The sequence below is a fragment of the Anabaena sp. UHCC 0187 genome, assembly GCF_009712035.1.
Taxonomy (GTDB): Bacteria; Cyanobacteriota; Cyanobacteriia; order Cyanobacteriales; family Nostocaceae; genus Dolichospermum.
On sequence record NZ_VILB01000011.1, the window covers coordinates 715,784 to 734,058 of the forward strand.

The 18,275-nt window shown below is 35.8% G+C and carries 11 protein-coding genes and 1 other RNA gene; 9 read left to right on the forward strand and 3 right to left on the reverse strand.

What is annotated here, in order from left to right; all coding sequences use genetic code 11:
• Nucleotides 1-503: 503 nt before the first annotated feature.
• On the forward strand, nt 504-1,385 hold the full coding sequence (locus tag FJR11_RS12395; protein WP_168504017.1) for a hypothetical protein: 882 nt from the start codon (nt 504-506) through the stop codon (nt 1,383-1,385).
• Nucleotides 1,386-1,469: 84 nt separating this feature from the next.
• On the opposite strand, the gene FJR11_RS12400 is transcribed toward FJR11_RS12395, so the two are convergent.
• Complete coding sequence (locus FJR11_RS12400) at nt 1,470-7,121, reverse strand: alpha-2-macroglobulin (RefSeq protein WP_371417515.1); 5,652 nt, start codon at nt 7,119-7,121, stop codon at nt 1,470-1,472.
• A gap of 210 nt (nt 7,122-7,331) precedes the next feature.
• On the opposite strand from FJR11_RS12400, the gene pbpC reads away from it, so the two are divergent.
• The 7 genes from pbpC to FJR11_RS12435 all read left to right on the forward strand — a co-directional run bounded on the left by pbpC (nt 7,332) and on the right by FJR11_RS12435 (nt 13,852).
• Nucleotides 7,332-9,692, forward strand: coding sequence for a penicillin-binding protein 1C (pbpC, locus tag FJR11_RS12405; RefSeq protein ID WP_168504020.1), 2,361 nt, complete (start codon nt 7,332-7,334; stop codon nt 9,690-9,692).
• A gap of 114 nt (nt 9,693-9,806) precedes the next feature.
• Nucleotides 9,807-9,953, forward strand: a complete 147-nt coding sequence (locus FJR11_RS12410; protein ID WP_168504022.1) for a hypothetical protein — start codon at nt 9,807-9,809, stop codon at nt 9,951-9,953.
• 160 nt (nt 9,954-10,113) lie between these two features.
• Nucleotides 10,114-10,515: a GxxExxY protein gene (locus tag FJR11_RS12415; RefSeq protein ID WP_168504024.1), complete on the forward strand. Its 402-nt coding sequence runs from the start codon at nt 10,114-10,116 to the stop codon at nt 10,513-10,515.
• 160 nt (nt 10,516-10,675) lie between these two features.
• Nucleotides 10,676-11,386: a hypothetical protein gene (locus tag FJR11_RS12420; RefSeq protein ID WP_168504026.1), complete on the forward strand. Its 711-nt coding sequence runs from the start codon at nt 10,676-10,678 to the stop codon at nt 11,384-11,386.
• 50 nt (nt 11,387-11,436) lie between these two features.
• Nucleotides 11,437-11,802, forward strand: an RNA gene (gene rnpB / locus FJR11_RS12425) — RNase P RNA component class A.
• A gap of 218 nt (nt 11,803-12,020) precedes the next feature.
• Nucleotides 12,021-12,743 (forward strand): ribonuclease III, encoded by a 723-nt coding sequence (rnc, locus tag FJR11_RS12430; protein WP_168504028.1) that lies wholly within the window; start codon nt 12,021-12,023, stop codon nt 12,741-12,743.
• A gap of 62 nt (nt 12,744-12,805) precedes the next feature.
• Nucleotides 12,806-13,852, forward strand: coding sequence for a Gfo/Idh/MocA family protein (locus FJR11_RS12435; protein WP_174763009.1), 1,047 nt, complete (start codon nt 12,806-12,808; stop codon nt 13,850-13,852).
• Between the two features lie 90 nt (nt 13,853-13,942).
• On the opposite strand, the gene FJR11_RS12440 is transcribed toward FJR11_RS12435, so the two are convergent.
• On the reverse strand, nt 13,943-14,821 hold the full coding sequence (locus FJR11_RS12440; RefSeq protein WP_168504030.1) for a hypothetical protein: 879 nt from the start codon (nt 14,819-14,821) through the stop codon (nt 13,943-13,945).
• A gap of 485 nt (nt 14,822-15,306) precedes the next feature.
• Nucleotides 15,307-17,217 (reverse strand): ATP-binding protein, encoded by a 1,911-nt coding sequence (locus FJR11_RS12445; protein WP_168504032.1) that lies wholly within the window; start codon nt 17,215-17,217, stop codon nt 15,307-15,309.
• A gap of 345 nt (nt 17,218-17,562) precedes the next feature.
• Here FJR11_RS12445 and FJR11_RS12450 point away from each other — a divergent pair, with 345 nt between their 5' ends.
• Nucleotides 17,563-18,261, forward strand: coding sequence for a RibD family protein (locus FJR11_RS12450; RefSeq protein ID WP_168504221.1), 699 nt, complete (start codon nt 17,563-17,565; stop codon nt 18,259-18,261).
• Nucleotides 18,262-18,275 lie beyond the last annotated feature (14 nt).

The following is an 18,275-nucleotide window of genomic DNA, read 5'->3' on the forward strand; positions in this document are numbered from 1 at the left end:
CCCACAGTAACATTAGCAGATGATTTGGATATCTTCACATCCTAGGTTTGGAGATAGGAAAGTTAAACAAGTCAGTTCAATTATAAGGTATAGTCGGCAATTTAAGACTACCAATTGTGCAGTTTATCACATAGATACATTAAGTTTGTCAGTTTTAGATATAAAAGTAACATCTTGATTCTCGTCAATGAACTAGAGAATAAGACAACTTCAGTATGAACCCTTTTTCAGCCTATTTTAGTATCAATAACTGCAAAATTATCAGTATCTTAAAGGTTGAGTTACGCTTTATTTATACCTCGGAATACATTTTCCAGTTTTCATAAATAATTTCTTGATCTGTTGTCTTTCCTGTATATTCCTGCACTAGTAAAAATCCTGAATAGTTTAAATATATATTTAAGTATTTTTAATGATTTATTAATAATTCTTGCTACGGAACTGATGGTATTTTCATGTAGAATTAGCTTTGATATAAAATTCAAAGTACCCAGTGATTAATCATGAAAAATTGGCAGCATAAATTATTTGTCGGCTTACTTTGTTGTGCATTTTTAGTTTTCGGATGGCAAAATAGGGTATTAGCTGAGGAAATGACTAGTACAGCCGCAGTAAAAACCCAATTAGCGCAATTAGAAGTAACTCAAAATGTCTATGATTATCTATTGCAATATCAACCGGAAACTTATAATCTGCTGACAAAAAGATTGGCAGAAGGTATTGAAGATGCGAAACAACCATTAGCAGATGAAGTAGTTAATAATCTCTTGGCTTTATCTAGAATTAATCCACAAGTTAAATCGAGATCAAATAATGGGAAAATAGAATATTTGATGTCAACTTGGAAATATACAAATAACCCAAATGCAGATTGGCCAATAGGTACAAAGAAACTGCTACCTTATCAAACTTGGTTTACCGCAGTACCACAAGTGAAAGAATTTTGTCAAAAGTATCAAGCCATTGATAGCAATATTCCTGATAATGTTGAACTTTCATTGCGGTTACAACAGTATTTGGGGTTAATCTTAAATAAATATTCCACCAAAACCCATTTTGTAGAAATGTGGGTAAAAGCCGAAGATATAACTAGACCATGTATTGATGGAGAAATTAACGATTCTAGCTGTGATCTTTTACCTGTTCCTGTTCCTGATAGTAGTCCTGTTGTCAAGGCAATATACACCAATTCCTACGCCAATGCCAAACAAGAATATTATCCTTGGTCTGGTTTAGGTTATACCTATGACTGGGGAAATCCTCAAAGACCCCATGAAGGGGCAAGTGAGTTTATTATTAACCCCACTCCGGAAAAACCTGTAGAGGTGGAAGTTGCTTCTGTGACACCAACGCAGGAATACTGTCGGAATCAGATTGTACAGTAGGATTTTTGCACTCTGTGGTTTGGAGGAAATTTATCGAACCACAGAGGACACGGAGAAAAGAGAATTAGTTCATCATAAAAAAACTCACTTTTCTAAGATATCTAATGTGGAGTCTGCACTGCGTCCAAACTCTTCTGGTGCATATTGAAGATGTATTTCTGCACCTGGCCAAAGGAATGTTCCTGGAGTCACAGAACGGACTAAATAATGTAAACTATAAACTCCTGGGTCGAGATGATTTGCATAGGAAATAATCCGATCTTTATAGATTGTTTTATATCCTAATTGCCAATTATCGGCTTTTGCTTGTAATGCTGGTGTCGCAGTTTGAAAACTATCATCTACAGCTTCAAATCCTGCGGGTAATGGGTCTTTAATGACTACATGATCTACAGGATGATCTGTAATTAATTCTAATCCAATATCAAAGACTTGTCCAGGTTGTAATGTTAATGGTTTATCAAGGGCATACATACCGACTTTTTGGATAATTTTCTCTTCATTGACTTTACTAATTTCTCGCGTTACTCGTAAACCGTTGAATCTTCCTGGTTGATTTCCTTGCAAACGATATTTGTAAGCCACTAAATAATGTAATTTACCTCTTCCAGATTTTTGTAACCATAAATCATGCTTACCTTGAGGTAATTGATTCATGGGGACATTTATTTGCAAGCTGGGATTTTGATAACCATTAAATCGTGTTTCTCCTAATTTCTGATTTGCTAATTTTACTGTAGTCATAAAATTAGGTGGTGTGGGTTGGATTTGGCTATATGCAACTAAAGCTGTGAGGGCTTGGGCGTTATTATAACTAGATTCCCATGTGCCATCTCTGCGTAAGTTAAGAAGACTTTGCAGTAATTTATCAATGATTTCGGGGTTGGTTTTTTGGTCAATAAATAACCGTAAAGCTTGGGCTTGGGTGACAGTATTTGAACTCATCCAACTCCAACTTTGAGGTAAATTTACAACTGCGGTACGTCCAGTTTCATAGATATTTTTTTGGAATTGTACCCGCATAATTTGGGCTTGATTTTGCCATTCAGGAAATTGATAGAGATATCTTGCTAATTTGATTTGAGTAACTAGATCAAAATCATTACGTTGTTGATAAATATCTGATAGAAAACTATTGCGTTTATCTCCTAATTGTGCTAAGGCAAGTAAAGAATTTAGTTGCAGTTGAGATTTACAAAGTTTCTGTTTACAAAAGTCGTATTGTCCTGGGTTAGCGAGAACATTTTGAAGATAAGTTTTCAGACTAGAAATGATTTTACTATCAACTAAATCAGGAAAACTTTGATTAGCTTTAACTAAAGATTCTACAGCATCAGCAGAAACCCAAGGGTCAGATTTTTCTTGTCCTGGAAATGCTGCAAAACCACCATCTGCTATTTGCAGAGTTTGTAATTGTGCAATTGCTAATTTTGCTTGTGCTTGAGGATTAAATTCGGCAAAGGTTTGATTATATTTTTGCGTGAGAGTTTGCAGATTTGCAGCAATTAATAATTGACTTGTGGCTGGTTCTGCAAATGGTAAATCATTATTTTCTAAAACTTGTTTTGCAGGTGCTTTAATTGCTGGAATTAAGGTACTAGCTAATTGAATATCTAAACCTCCGGCTTCACGGAAAGTATTGTTAGCAATATTCACAGGAATTTTTACCTGTTTTTCACTCACACCAGTTTCTACAACTTGTTCGGTAATTTCTAAAGATCTAATTTCCAAAGGGACAGTAAAAGCATCAGCAATATTATTTAATTGGGTGGTAAATGTAACTTTACCTTCGCCCACATTACCCGCTATCATGGGGAAACGATAAGCTTGGGTTGCTGACTCGGCTTTTGGTTGTAATGTGGTGGTTTTGGGGTTATTTTCCGCGAAGTTGAGAGAACCGCTAACTTCACCGTTAATAGTCAGATTTCCGGTGTTTGTAGTGGTGTTGGTGACAGATAAACCTGCCAAAATGCGATCGCCTGTGCGGGCAAATTGTGGCAAAATAGCATTAGTTATTAATGGCTTTGTGGTGATAAATGTTGCTTCACCATTCCCAAACCGCAAATTTCCATCTGTACCCACCACCATTATCCGCCAAGTTGTTAAGTTATCGGGTAATTTAAAGGTGATTTTCGCCTTACCATTTTCATCACTAATTACCGAACCATTGTAATAAGCTAAAGCTTGAAAATCTTCACGAATCCGAGTATTTGCTAAACCATTTGATAAGCCACCACCATAACCCCAACCTTTGGGTAAACTTGTCGGTAATGGTGCTAATTTAACATCACGACGATTATCACTAAATCGGGTAGAAATTGATTGTTCTGCATAAACAGTATCTACCAAATTTGGCGGACGATAACCAGTTAATTGTAACACTGCTTCATTGACCACCATGACAGTAAATTGTCCTTTGGTGGGATTTCCTTGATGATCTTTTAATTCCAGTTCTACAGTTGCTTCTTTTCCTGGTTCTAAAGATTTTTCAACTGGGTTAACTTGCAACTTTAAATATTTATCTGCTAGGTTAACTTTAAAATCTGCAAAACCAATTCGGGCTAAATTTTCTAAACTTCCTGGTTCTATTTGATTCAGTGGTTTACCTTGTCTAACTAACACCGCTTGTACTGCTGCATTAGGTAACATTTCTGGCGTAATTGTAAACTGAATTTGAGGCGCACCTCCTTTAATTTTGATAACTTGTTGATAGAGAGGTTTATCTTTAATGACTGCAAAATATAATTCTCCTTCTGGGTAGGGAGATTGAATTAAAGCTGTCGCTGTATCTCCAGGTTTAAACTCTTTTTTATTTAATTTAACTGATAATTTATCTTTTTCTTCTCCACCCCAAAATACCTGATTTTCTCCTGTTACCCAAATTTGTAAATCTGTGGCTGTAATCTCATCTCTATTATCACTAAAATTAGCCCGAATTCGATATGAACCTGATACATTAGGTTTGAAATTCACTATTTGAGAAGTATTCCCAGATGTAATATCTGTTTTTCCAACTGTCTGATATTCAACTTGATTTTGTGGAGTTTTACTACCTTCAACGATTTTAGTAACGCTGCTATATTTCATCTGTTGTAATTCCAGATGTATTCTTTGATTTTCTAATGCTTTTCCGGTTGCGTCAGTGACAATAAATTCTACAGGAAAATCCTTACCAGCGTCAGCGACAAAATTACTTTTTAAACCAATGATTCGATTACTGGGTAAAGCGGTAAAAGTTTGGGAATTAGCAACTGATAAATTAGAAACATCACTAATTTGCACGTCTACCCGGTAAGTCATGGGGTAGGGTAAATCTTTAGCTACAGTTACAGTTTGATTACTTTTCCCATTCGGATCTAATTTGGTGTTAGTTTGTAAGACATCATTAGGAACATTGGGACTTTCTTCTGGCCAAAACCATTGTCTCCCAAAACTAAATTCTTCCCACCCTTTAGGAATAAAATTAGCCTGTTGACGAGTGACAAAATATTTAGCTTCTCCTCCTTCCACTGGGGAACCAAATAAATAATTACTTCCTACTTGCACATCAATTTTGTCATTAATTACGGCAAATTCTTTATTTAGCTGTAAATCAACTTTGAAATTTGGTGGTTTAAATTCTGCTACTTGAAATTCTCCTGAAATCTCTTGTCCCTTGTTACCTTTAGCTTTGATAGTATAAAAACCTAAAGGCTGATTTTTAGGAATTGGTAATTCTAAAGAAAATGTACTAAATTTATTAGTCGTCTTTGTTCCTAAATCTGTATTTTTTCCAGTAGTATTTACTAAAGTTAATTGATAGACTGTATTTTTATCTTCCTGAACTTTACCCTTTTCTAAATAATCTGCAAAAGCAGTAAAAGCAGCCTTTTCTCCGGGTTGATATAACTGTCTATCAGAAAATATTATCCCTCGTGATTCTGGTTTATCAGTTACCCAACCGGCATCAATTCCATAACCATAAGCACCACTATATTCTTCAGTTCTCGCAAATGCCCAATCTTGATTTTCACTAGCTATTACTAATAATTGTGGTAAACTAGATTTCAATTTGGGATAACATTGTGTTAATTCATTATTCTGAATTATCAAAATTCCCTTTTCATCAGTTTTACCAGTTGCACAGGGTACAGGTTGAGGACTAGATTTATCAGCTAATTTTGATTGATAAATTTCAATATTTGCGGCTTTAACTGGGGAACCATTACTAAGATGATGAACCCGAATTAAACCCGATTCTGGAAACCATTGAGAAAAGACACCTAAATTGGTTAATTGTACCATTCCATAGGTTGTTGGTTCTCTCCACAATTGTTTACCGTCTTCTTGATATTTATGAGTTCGTGCTTGCACTCCATAAGCCAACATTCCCTGACTATTACCTAACTTTTCTTTGAGAGGAACATTGATATTTATTGACTGATTTTGCTTACCCCTAATTTTAAAATCTTGCCATTTAGAAGGTTCGGGTAATAAATCATTAGCAATATTTGTATAAACTAAATCTGTCGGCTTAACAATGCGATAAGCAGCTTGATATTTTGACTCTGGTAAATTAATTGTATCAATATTAATTTGTAGATCTTTATCTGTAGGAAAAATATTCAAATCTGATGGTACAGCAATATTGCCAGCAATGTCACCAGTATCATATTTAATAGTTACTGGTTTTCCTAAACTTTGTCCAAATTTATCTTTAAGATTTCTCTCAATATTAATTGTATAAGTAGTAGCTGGTTCTAAAGCATAAGGATTAATGCTGACAATTCTATCTTCTCCAGAAACTTGCAGTACACCATCAATATTTTTTGGTGTTGGCTGAATTTTAATATTTTCCTGAGCAGAATCTGCTAATAAGATATTATTAAATTCTAGTTGGGGACTACCTTTAATAAATCTGCCATAAGTTCCCCCTGAATCTGGTTCTCCATAGGGTTTAATTTTCACAAATCCTAAAGGTGAATAAGTCGCTAACTTACTAACAAATTCCTTTTGACTGGGTAAATTACCATTAGCAGGAAGAATACCCGGAGAAAATGTCAACCGGTAAGATGTGGCTTTTTCTAAATTTTGCCCAGGAGTAAGATTATAAACCCAATTTCTAGCTGAAGGATCAAATTTGTCTAAAGGATCTAAATTTTCTGGTGTTTCTTCCTTCGCTAATTCCACCTTAAACCCTACACCTTGAGTTTTACCTTCAGGAATTAACTGTAAATGCTTTTGTACAGAATCTAGATCCAATTCTAAATTAGAGGTAAATTGTAACTTTGGTTGTAAATCAATTGGTTCAACTGCGGCTTTTTCAATGGGATTAACCCCTGGTAAATTAGTAATTTGCAGCGGTTCAGTATTAAAAGTCCAAGCCAAATCTTGACTTAAGCGATGATTTTTTAAATCTGCTAAACCAGCTTTGAGAGTAACCTTAACTCGCGTCGCTTTCGGTATAGCTTTATCAGCTTGAAAACCCACCATACGCGGAGTTAAAAAGCGAAACTGTCCCGATAAAGGAGGCCAAATAGCAAATTTAGTTAATAAACTTTGCTGTTGAGGACTATCAAGACTTTCAACAGGAATTAAAGCTTCTTTAAAACGAATACGAATTTGATTGAGAGGTTTTGCATCTCCCAAAGGACTAATTTGTTCTATCCAATCTGGTAACTTTGGCGTTATTATTGACTCAACAATTGGTAATTGTTCCTTACCTGATTTAATACCGATAAAATTACAGCTTGTCATTCCGAATACGAGAATAACAATAACCAGGAACTTAAAAATTTTTCTGATCTTCATATTAAATAAAATGTAAACATCTCATTTCCCTCTTCCTCTGCGTTCTCTGCGCCTCTGCGGTTCGATTAAAAAAAATATCATTACACTAGGATTGATATATAGATAACTAATCTAGCCTGACAATTCCCAATAAACCATACAATTCTTAACATTGTTATGAATTTACTAACTCACTTCCTCAAAACTCTTACTCTCCGCGACTCTGCGACTCTGCGTGAGATAAAATCATATAAATTGCAGATAAACCGCAACCACAAACTGAAGAAAATCATTTTCTCCTGCATATTAATCTGTTTATTAATCAGATTATGCCCTTACTTTGTCCCTATTCATAGTATAGATATTGCCCAACATCAATTAGCAATAGAGTTTACAGATCGTAATAATTTACCATTAGGAACTGTATTAACCAGTGATCAAGAAAATACATCAGTTATCAAATTAAATCAAGTTTCACCCCAATTTATCAAAGCAATATTAGCCGCCGAAGATGGGAGTTTTTATCAACATGGGGCGTTAGACTTAAAAGCAATTTTTCGCGCCATAAAAATAGCCATTGAAAATAAAAAAATTGTTTCCGGTGCTTCCACAATTACCATGCAATTGGCGAGAATGTTGGATAATTCACCGCGAACAATGACTGCAAAATTAAAAGAGGTTTGGTTATCGTGGCGATTAGCTGCGGGAATGACCAAAGATGAAATTCTCGCTGCTTATATTAATCGTCTACCTATGGGGGGAAATATTTATGGTGTAGAAGCTGCGGCGCGAATTTACTTTTCTATTCCTGCAAGTGATTTAAATTTAGCCCAAGCTTCTATTTTAGCAGCAATTCCTAATAATCCTACTTATTTTAATCCTTATCAACATCGAGAAAGATTACAGCAACGACAGAAATATGTTTTAAACAGAATGGTGCAGGAAAAATATATTTCTGAAGTAGAAGCGCAACTTATATATAAAGAGAAAATAATATTTAACCCCCGTCAACAGGGAATTATTGCTGCACCACATTTTTTATTTTGGTTAGCAACGAAAAACAATCCATCTAACCCAGAATCATCACCTATTCGCACGACGATAAATCGCCCTTTACAGCAATTCGTGGAAGCACAAGTCCAACAAGTAATTTCTTCTTTAAAGGCTAATAATGTTCATGATGCAGCAGCGGTGATAATTGACAACTACTCTGGGGAGGTTTTAAGTTATGTCGGTTCGCCTGATTATTTTAATGATGTGCAATTCGGGCGAAATGATGGAGTTCAAGCTTTGCGTCAACCAGGTTCTACTTTAAAACCGTTTGTCTATGAATTAGCTTTAGAAAAAGGAGTAATTAGTCCCCATACTATTTTGCCAGATGTACCAACTCATTATGCAATTCCGGGAGCAAAATTATATAGTCCTACAGACTACACCAACAGCTTTCTTGGTCCAGTGCGGGTAAGAATTGCTTTGGCAAATTCTTTAAATATACCTGCGGTAAAAGTATTAGAAAAAGTGGGTGTAGAAACTTTTTTAAATCGCTTGCATAAATTGGGATTTGCACATCTAAATCAAGATGCAGAATATTACGGTTTAGGTTTGACTTTGGGTAGTGGTGAAGTGAACTTATGGGAACTGGCTAAGGCTTATTTAACTATGGCTAACATGGGTAAAATCACCCCATTAGTGACAATATTAAATAATTCCCCAATACCCAGTCCCCAATACCCAGTCCCCAATCCCACAAATTGGCGATTAATTATTGATATGTTAAGCGATCGCTATGCCAGATCAACCGCTTTTGGTGTAGACTCGGTGTTAAATTTGCCCTTTCCCATCGCTGTCAAAACTGGTACTTCTTCCAATTATCGTGATACCTGGACAGTAGGCTTTAGCCGTGATTATACTGTGGCTACGTGGGTAGGTAATTTCAACGGTGAACCCATGCGTCAGGTTTCCGGTGTCACAGGGGCTGCACCCTTGTGGAACAGAATTATGTTACATCTGCATGAACATCAAACACCGGCTGATTTTCCACCTCCAGAGGGCATGGTAAAACTACCCATCTGTGCCACTACAGGGTTAAAACCTACACCTGGCTGTACTTCCGTAGTCCAGGAATACTTCTCTTTACGAGATAAAATTGCCTATGAAAAATCTACGGATTTCCATTTATCACCTGTGTATGATGAATGGTTAGCAAAACAGCCACAATTGCATTCTAATCCTGATAATTTCCGAATTATATCTCCTCGTAATGGGGATTTATTTCTCCTGTATCCATCTAAAGACGGACAGCAAAAATTAGAATTTAAAGCTAGTAAAACATTAAATCAGTCTGTAGACTGGTGGCTAAATGGTCAGCATTTATCTACACAATCAACTAATGGGATATTTTGGCATTTACGCCCTGGTAATTGGCAGCTAGAAGCCAGAACTGGTAAGCTACACGACCAAATTAACTTCCAAGTAAAGTTAGGAAATATCCAACCTAGAAAACAAGGTTTTTCTGTAGCAAATCCCACTAAATTATAGAATTTTATAGATTGATAAATTTTTAATAATAACCTCAATCTTTTGTCCGGGATTTAATAAATAAAGATTGATAATGTAAATAGGATTGAAAGTTTTAAGGAAGTGAAAATAGTCATGAAGAATACACAAGAACGCAAGTCTACTAAAAAGAAACAGTCGTTTCCTCCTGTTGATATTGGGACTCCTAAAGTACCAGTTCGTAAAACCCAAGCTAAAAATAAACAGTCTGAATCACTCAGCGACTGGGAACACGCTAGTTAATTTATGAGATGCTTTCCCTATCAACTGTCTGAACTATGATTTACACTGATTTTTGCGATTATGATGATTTAATATAGTAATCATTGAATAAAAATCATCGAAATAATCACGGTTCAGACGATAATCCAATAAGGTAGGGTAGAATAGGGCAAAGATAAAGATGATCAATGAAAAGTACAAATACTCAGAACTGACATCCAAAATCATTGGATGTTCTATGACTGTGCATAAAACATTGGGTAATGGTTTTCAAGAAGTTATTTATCAAAGAGCATTGGTAATTGAAATGCAATTAGCAGGTATTTCTTTTGCTAGAGAATTTGAAATGCCGATTTTTTACAGAAAAGAACAAATAGGAACACGACGAGTAGATTTTTTAGTTGAAGGTGTTATTTCAGTGGAAATAAAAGCAGTAACTAAATTAGAAGACGTTCATTTTGCACAAGCCATTAACTATTTAGAAGCATATAACCTTGAGATTGGGTTGCTAATCAATTTCGGTGAAACCAGTTTGAACTTTAAAAGACTTACTAATAAGAAATATAAAACGTCTGAACTATGATTCTTCTGATTTGGATGATTCTTATGATTTAGAGTCACACCTATAAAAATCACATTCAATTACATCATACAACTTCATCACATAAATCACATAAATCAAAAAAATCATAGTTTAGACTATGCTACAATTTTAGGATTGGTAGAAAATCAGGGTTATAAAAATGCAAAATGGTGACCAAAATCTGATTATTTTAATGATTTATATACTTACCGTCTATTGGACAATCAATCGCATGATTGAATCTATAGACGATATAGTAAAAGTTGATTTCCAAAAAGGTGCTGTTGATGATCAATTGAAAGAACAAAATCTCCAAGACACCGTGGGTATTTCTTTCAAAACAGGTACTTATGGCTTAGATAAAGTGGAAACTGATCTGAAAGAATTATCAATGAGTGTTGAAAATAAATCAGATAGTATTGCCATATATGTTGACTGGGATAATAGTTCTTTCGTCGTTGAACATACCCAACAATCCCGGAGAGTGATTCGCAAATCTCCAGATTTGACCCGCGATTTAGCCATACCCCAAGTTCCCACAATTATTGCTCCTAAAAAGACAATTTCTGAAAATGTCACCGCAGAAGATGTTTTTCAAAGAGATAAAGATTCAGGCATTTATCAACCAGCTTCACCTTTAATTAATATTGCTGCCATCAAAAAGGATGATAAGAAAAAGAAGTTATACAAAGACTTTATAGATGGCAAAAAAGACTTAGAATTTTCATTACAACTGGTACTGCGAATTTCCGAAATGAGAGTCGGGATTGCTCCAGGAATAAATGTTCCTCCAGTATCAATTATTAATTGTCCTTTTACTATTAAAAAGCTCCCTTGGACTTATGCTTTACCGTGGAACAAAAAAAAGTAATTTGCAAAATCATTACAGAGAATGCAATCAAAGGTAAAATAGGACAAGAAGAGAGTAGGCGTAGGCAGTTGCAGATTAGTCATTAAGACTGGTTTGAGGAAAGTCCGGGCCCCCGAAAGACCAGACTTGCTGGATAACGTCCAGTGCGAGTGATCGTGAGGATAGTGCCACAGAAAGATACCGCCAGTCAATTTATTGGTTGGTAAGGGTGCAAAGGTGCGGTAAGAGCGCACCAGCAGCGTCGAGAGGCGTTGGCTCGGTAAACCCCGGTTGGGAGCAAGGCCACAAGGAACTACGGTTGGTCTTTTACCAGTTCCGCTGAAAAAGAGCCGCTAGAGGTGTTTGGTAACAAGCATCCCAGATAGATAACTGCCCTCGCAAGAGAACAGAACCCGGCTTACTACCGACTCTCTTCTAAAACGAATTATGGATATTTTATTTTCCATAGTTCGTTTTTTGAATTTAAGGCTCTTGGTTAGGGATTGAAGCTAACATCTGTTTGATCCAATTTTGCATAGTTGAAGTTGTGAAAATACTCACACAGTAAGTTTTTGAACAAAAAACAACTTGCATTTATACTTGATAATTTAATGCTAAGTTAAGAGTTATTAGCCCTTTTTTCCACACTTACCTAATGTCCAGCGTTTATCCTCGTCGTCAACGGCAGCTTGAAAGTTTAGTCCAAAAGTTTGGCTTGTCACTAGATTCACCGATAAAGTGGCAATTATTGGACTTGGCTCTAACTCATCCTACCGTCTCTGATACCGCCAATTATGAACAACTAGAGTTTGTGGGCGATGCGGTGGTACGTCTCGTGGCGGCTGTGGTATTATGGGAACATTACGCTGATTGCTCAGTCGGTGATTTTGCGGCTATTCGTTCAGTCTTGGTGAGCGATCGCATTCTCGCCCAACTAGCAAGAGAATATGGTTTAGAATTATACTTATTGGTGGCTGGTAGTGCCACGGCTGATCATGTTGGCCAAGAATCACGATTAGCAGATTCTTTTGAAGCAGTTCTAGGGGCGCTTTACCTTAGCACCAACAACCTCAACCTCATTCGTCCTTGGTTAGATCCTCATTTTCAACAGCTAACCACAGAAATTCGCCTTGATCCTGCCAGACTCAATTATAAAGCGGCTTTGCAAGAGTGGACTCAAGCACAATTCAAAGTTCTACCAGAATATCGAGTTTTGGAAGTGAGTCAACCCCACCGCACTCATGAACGCTTTTTTGCTGAAGTTTGGCTACATGAAAAAATGTTAGGACAAGGAAAAGGACGCTCAATTAAAGCCGCTGAACAAGCTGCTGCAAAAGTTGCTTATTCAGCAATTAACGCCCAAGTAACAGATGGGTAATTAATTCAAAATATACGTCTACAAAATCTAAAAAAATTCTACCTCCACTGACAACTAAACAAATGACAAATATTAAAATTGTAATTATTGGTGTGGGACGTTGGGGAGTGCATTTGCTACGCAATTTTTTAGCACATCCTGATGTAACTGTAATTGCGGTATTAGATCATCATTTAGAAAGATTGGCAGCAGTTAAACAGCAATTTAACTTAGACGAAAATGTATTATTAACAACTGATTGGCAAGCTGTTAAGCAAATTCCAGAAGTAACAGCAGTAGTAATTGCTACACCTGCCATAACTCATTATAGCTTGATTAAAGATGCTCTCCAACAGGGTTATCACGTCTTAGCAGAAAAACCCTTAACTCTTGAATCAGAAGAATGTCGGGAACTTTGTCACTTAGCAGAACATGAGAATTTAATACTCATGGTTGACCAAACTTACTTATTTCACCCCGCAGTAGTCCGAGGTGAATCTGTAGTGCAATCAAGTAAATTAGGTGATTTACGTTATGGTTATGCTACCCGTACTCACTTAGGTCCTGTGCGTCAAGATGTTGATGCTCTTTGGGATTTAGCAATTCACGACATTGCCATTTTTAATAACTGGTTAGGTAAATTACCCGTACAAGTTCAAGCCACAGGTACGGTGTGGTTACAGGGAGGAGAGAAAGAATTAATACCTTCATCTCCTGGTTTGGCTGATTTAGTTTGGATAACATTGACATATCCAGATAATTTTCAAGCCTATATTCATCTGTGTTGGCTAAATCCTGATAAACAAAGAAGATTGGGAGTAGTGGGTAGTAAAGGGACTTTAATTTTTGATGAAATGTCTTCATCATCACCTTTAACTTTAATACATGGTGAATTTGAAAAACAGGGTAATTTATTTATTCCTATTAATCAAAAACAGGAAGTATTAGAAATTGAAAAAGCAGAACCATTAAAACAAGTATGTGATGGCTTTATAAACTGCATTTTAACTAATACCCCTTCTTTGATTTCCTCCGGTTGGGTAGGTAGAGAATTAGTAGAAATTCTCGCTGCTTTAACAGCATCTTTGAATCAAGGTGGAAAACCTATAAAAATTAGCAATAGCTATTAGATTTTAGCTGGTAAAAACACTGTAAAAATCTTTTTGTTAGGGCTAGGAGTCAGGAGGAAGAATTAGAAGGAGGGAAGGAGTTTGAGGTTTTTATTCTACATTTACCCAAAAATCTGCGGTTTTTATTTTACCATTGCGGTTAAATTGCATCCACATTTTATATGTTCCTGATTTGGGGAATTTGGTATGAAATTCTATTTTTCCATCAGGAGTATTTTTCATTGCGTGTGCGTGGATATAGTCGGCTGTTGTCAGCGGAGATGAACTTTTAATAATTACTAAATGACCTTTTTCTCCTAAATATGGTTGTAAATCTTTAATTGGTTGATTTTGATTATTTTTGACATCAAAAGATAAGTTAATATCTTGACCGGCTTTGATTTTTGGTTCAGATATATTGAGATTTACTTGAGTATCTGAGATGGTTTTAGTTTTGGTGAACTTTTCTAAATTTTTGGGTAGGGGAACTGAACCGGGAATTGTGATATTCATTAATGAAATATTTTCCTGATTTCCCGCAGGTTTATAATCGCTAAAAAGTGTATATCCTCCTGATTCTGGAAAATTTGCAGTTACTTGAAAGCGGCCATTTTCTTTGTATTCTGGGTGAATATGCTCGAAAGATCGCAAATCATCACTAACAACAATTAAGTGCATGATTTTTTCCTGGAAAATGTCAAATTTATTCACAGGTTTTCCAGTAGAGTCTTGAATATCTATTACTAAGTTAATCGGTTGATTTGGAGCTAAGTCCTTAGGAGCAGTTAATTTAACTTTAGTAGTTATTTGTGAATTATTTCCATGATTCATATTTCCCATTGAATGTCCCTCATGTCCATTCATAGAATCTCCATCATGATTCATCATACTAGGTGAAACCTGTGTTTCAGTAGATTTAGTAGTTGATGAACAACCAGGAGCAACTAATAATGTTGTGGCTACAAAAATTCCTGTCAAAATCCTTTTCATTTATCTTATCCTCTAATAAAAATCTAGCGTTTAAATGAAAATATACCGTTTATCTTTTCACCAAGCATTTAGATAATATAGGAATCATAAATGATATTTGAAAAATTTTAAGTAGTGTAGGGTGGGCAATGCCCACCAAAACCCCCTACGGTGGGCATTGCCCACCCTACGTATATTTCAAAAATCAAATATTAGTCCTATAGATTGAAAAATCCCAATAGTTACAACCATTGCCCCCATCATAACCAACCAACGCCGAGAAATCGCCCACTTAATTAAAACACTTAAAATTTATCACCTCACACCCTCCAACCTCTTCTCTGCGTCCTCTGCGTCTCTGCGGTTCGATAAAGAACTTCTTCTTCCCACCCATAAAGAAATGGAGGGGTTGTAGCTTTCTTCTGAGAATGAAATCTTAACCAGCTTTACATACAAAAATGAAATCAAGATGAAATTTCCGCAGATTGTAATTTTCAACTTGTAATTTACCGGAGTAATTGACTTCTAACTCCATTAGTGACAACATCTTTTTTTTCTGTATTAGGTAATAAAGCAATATCAATTAAAGGTAATTTGATAATTACTGTTGTTCCTTGATTTAAACCCAAACTCTCTAAGGTAATTTTACCACCCATGAGTTCAATTAAATTTCGAGAAATTGCTAAACCCAATCCAGTTCCTTCAAACTTGCGGGTAGTTGTGCCATCAACCATGACAAAGGGACGAAATAGTTTACCCTGTTCTCCAGGATCAATACCAATTCCTGTATCTTTAATAGACACTAAAACATGAGGTTGGTAATCATTTTGATTAATACTTGTGGTGACTTGAATACTACCTTCATCGGTGAATTTAGTGGCGTTACCAATAATATTAATTAGCACTTGCTTTAGTTTTCCAGTATCAGCTTTAATGGGAATAGGTTTATCACCTATGTCACAAATTAATTGCAGTCCTTGATGTTGAACATTAACTGATTGTAAGTTAATTACTTCTAACAATAATTGCCGTAAATCTAAAGGGACTGTAATTACAGAAAGTTTACCAGCTTCTATTTTAGAAATATCCAGTAAATCATTAATAATACCTAATAAATGAATTGCTGTATCATCGGCTTTTTTCAGAAATTCTAATTCTTCTTCTCTGTCATCACATAAACCATCCCGCACCAAGCGCACACAGTTAATAATGATATTTAGTGGGTTTCTTAATTCATGAGAAGTTGTGGCTAAAAATTGACTTTTTACTTGATTAGCTGATTTAGCTTCTTTCCAGGCCATTTCTAATTCTTCAGCCCAATCTTTCAGTCTTTCTACCATTTGATCTAATGCTTGTGCTAGTTGGTTAAATTCCCGAATTTTGAAGTTGCGCGGAATGGGTTGGGCTGCGTGGTGACTATGAAGATTAATAGCATAGTCGCGGAGTTCTTCCACAGGACCTGCTAAATAAGGAACTAAATACAATGATGCTAATAAACTTGCACCAATTAAACCAACTGTTAAGACAATGAGAATTAGTTTAATTTCTTCTAAACCAAATAGGGCATTTTCTACAGTTGTAACTGCTAGTACAATCCATCTTTGTGATGGTTTTGTAGTTATAGGTTTAACAGTAGCTGTATAACCTGCAACCAGTTCTTGACCTTTTGAAAAGGACAAATCACTAGAATTATTATGTCCCTCCATAGCACTTTTAACTATGGCTTGTAGTCTTTCTACATCGGAATAGTTTTTGATATTAGTCCCGATTCTTTCTGGTGATGGGTGAGCTAAAACTCTACCATCTTCAGCAATGACTACCAAAAAACCAGTCAGTGATCCTGGATGATTGGGATTTTGTTGATACAATGTAGTTTTAATACTTAATCGGTAAGCTAAATTACCACGTTGATTAGAAACCGGAATTGATAAAAACAACTGGAGTTGACTTTGTTTGTCTTTTTTGCCAGTTTTTCCAGGTTGGGATGGTAATATAAATTGAATATCAACGTTGTCATTGGTAGGAGATAATCCTGATGGGGTAATTTCTTGATCACCACAACTACTAGCAATTATGTCACCTTTTTTAATCCGGGTAACTTGTAGACAATCAATTTGAGTTGGTAGTTGTTTTTTTAGTTGGTTAAGAAATTGTTGAATTTGAATAGATGAACCAGACTGAATTACTTTTGTCTGACTGGCTGTAATTAAATTAGAACGTAAAGCTGCAATATCATCACTAATTTTTTCTCCTTTATTAACCGCACTTTCTGTTAAATTTTGTCGAGCCGTATTTAACAAACTAGAACGGGCTTTATTCAGGGCGACTATTTCCCCTGTCAATAAAACTGGGACAAATACTAGCAGTATTCTTGTTACTAAAATTCTTCTAAATGACGATTGACGAGATTTAGCCATTGTTTGTCTCACTTCGCATCTTCAAACCACAATAACCAAGATATGCAATTACACTAGCCAAAGGAGACATTTTATAACTCTGATGATAAATTTACTATTAAAGTAATTTGCTAAGGAAGAAACGAGGAAACAGGTAAGAATTAAAAATTTTAAAAAAGTTTCTACCAATTATCAGTTCATGGAGTTATTAGTCTTTCGTAAGAATAAACATGATATACCAAAATTCATAAAATGTAGATTAAATAATGACTGTTGTTGCATATCAATATTGATGGTGTAAAATTTATCAACATTGTCTTGCAGCTAGAGATTCTTGGTAAATTCACACACTAACAAAACAACCCAATCATGGAACATCGTCCTCATACCACAGTAGTTTTAGCCATGAGTGCTGATGGCAAAATAGCAGATGTCAGCCGATCACCGGCTCGGTTTGGCTCAGTGGCTGATAAAGCCCACCTGGAGAAACAAATTGCTGCCTCTGATGCCGTTTTATTTGGTGCTGGTACTCTTCGTGCTTACGGTACAACAATGACCATATCAAAGCCAATACTCTTGCAACAAAGAACAATAGTAAATAAGCATCCCCAGCCAGTTCATATAGTGATTTCCCATTCTGCCAACCTGAATCCGGACATTAAATTTTTTCAACAACCAGTGAGACGTTGGCTCTTGACAACCTCTTTAGGATCTGATTTTTGGCAAAAAAGATCAGAGTTTGAGCAAGTTTTAGTATTTGAAACTCCTACAGGAGAAATTGACATTCTGGCAGCTTTAAAATATTTAACAAGTTTACAAATTCACCGTCTAGCTATTTTGGGAGGAGGACAATTAGTGGCATCTTTCCTAGAATCTGATTTAATTGATGAAATCTGGCTAACTATTTGTCCACTAATTTTAGGAGGTAATACCGCTCCCTCACCTGTAGCCGGGACAGGATTTTTATCTAATCTTGCGCCTAAGTTACAATTATTAGAAGTATCTATGGTAGAGCAAGAAGTTTTTTTGCACTATCGCCTGCAAAAAGATGCTGAGATAGATTAACCTAGTTAAAGCTT

Coding starts and splice junctions, on each gene's coding strand:
- FJR11_RS12395 (WP_168504017.1), top strand. CDS start 504: ATGAAAAATTGGCAGCATAAATTATTTGTCGGCTTACTTTGTTGTGCA.
- FJR11_RS12435 (WP_174763009.1), top strand. CDS start 12,806: ATGACAAATATTAAAATTGTAATTATTGGTGTGGGACGTTGGGGAGTG.
- FJR11_RS12445 (WP_168504032.1), bottom strand. CDS start 17,217: ATGGCTAAATCTCGTCAATCGTCATTTAGAAGAATTTTAGTAACAAGA.
- pbpC (WP_168504020.1), top strand. CDS start 7,332: ATGAATTTACTAACTCACTTCCTCAAAACTCTTACTCTCCGCGACTCT.
- FJR11_RS12440 (WP_168504030.1), bottom strand. CDS start 14,821: ATGAAAAGGATTTTGACAGGAATTTTTGTAGCCACAACATTATTAGTT.
- FJR11_RS12415 (WP_168504024.1), top strand. CDS start 10,114: ATGATCAATGAAAAGTACAAATACTCAGAACTGACATCCAAAATCATT.
- FJR11_RS12410 (WP_168504022.1), top strand. CDS start 9,807: ATGAAGAATACACAAGAACGCAAGTCTACTAAAAAGAAACAGTCGTTT.
- FJR11_RS12420 (WP_168504026.1), top strand. CDS start 10,676: ATGCAAAATGGTGACCAAAATCTGATTATTTTAATGATTTATATACTT.
- rnc (WP_168504028.1), top strand. CDS start 12,021: ATGTCCAGCGTTTATCCTCGTCGTCAACGGCAGCTTGAAAGTTTAGTC.
- FJR11_RS12400 (WP_371417515.1), bottom strand. CDS start 7,121: ATGACAAGCTGTAATTTTATCGGTATTAAATCAGGTAAGGAACAATTA.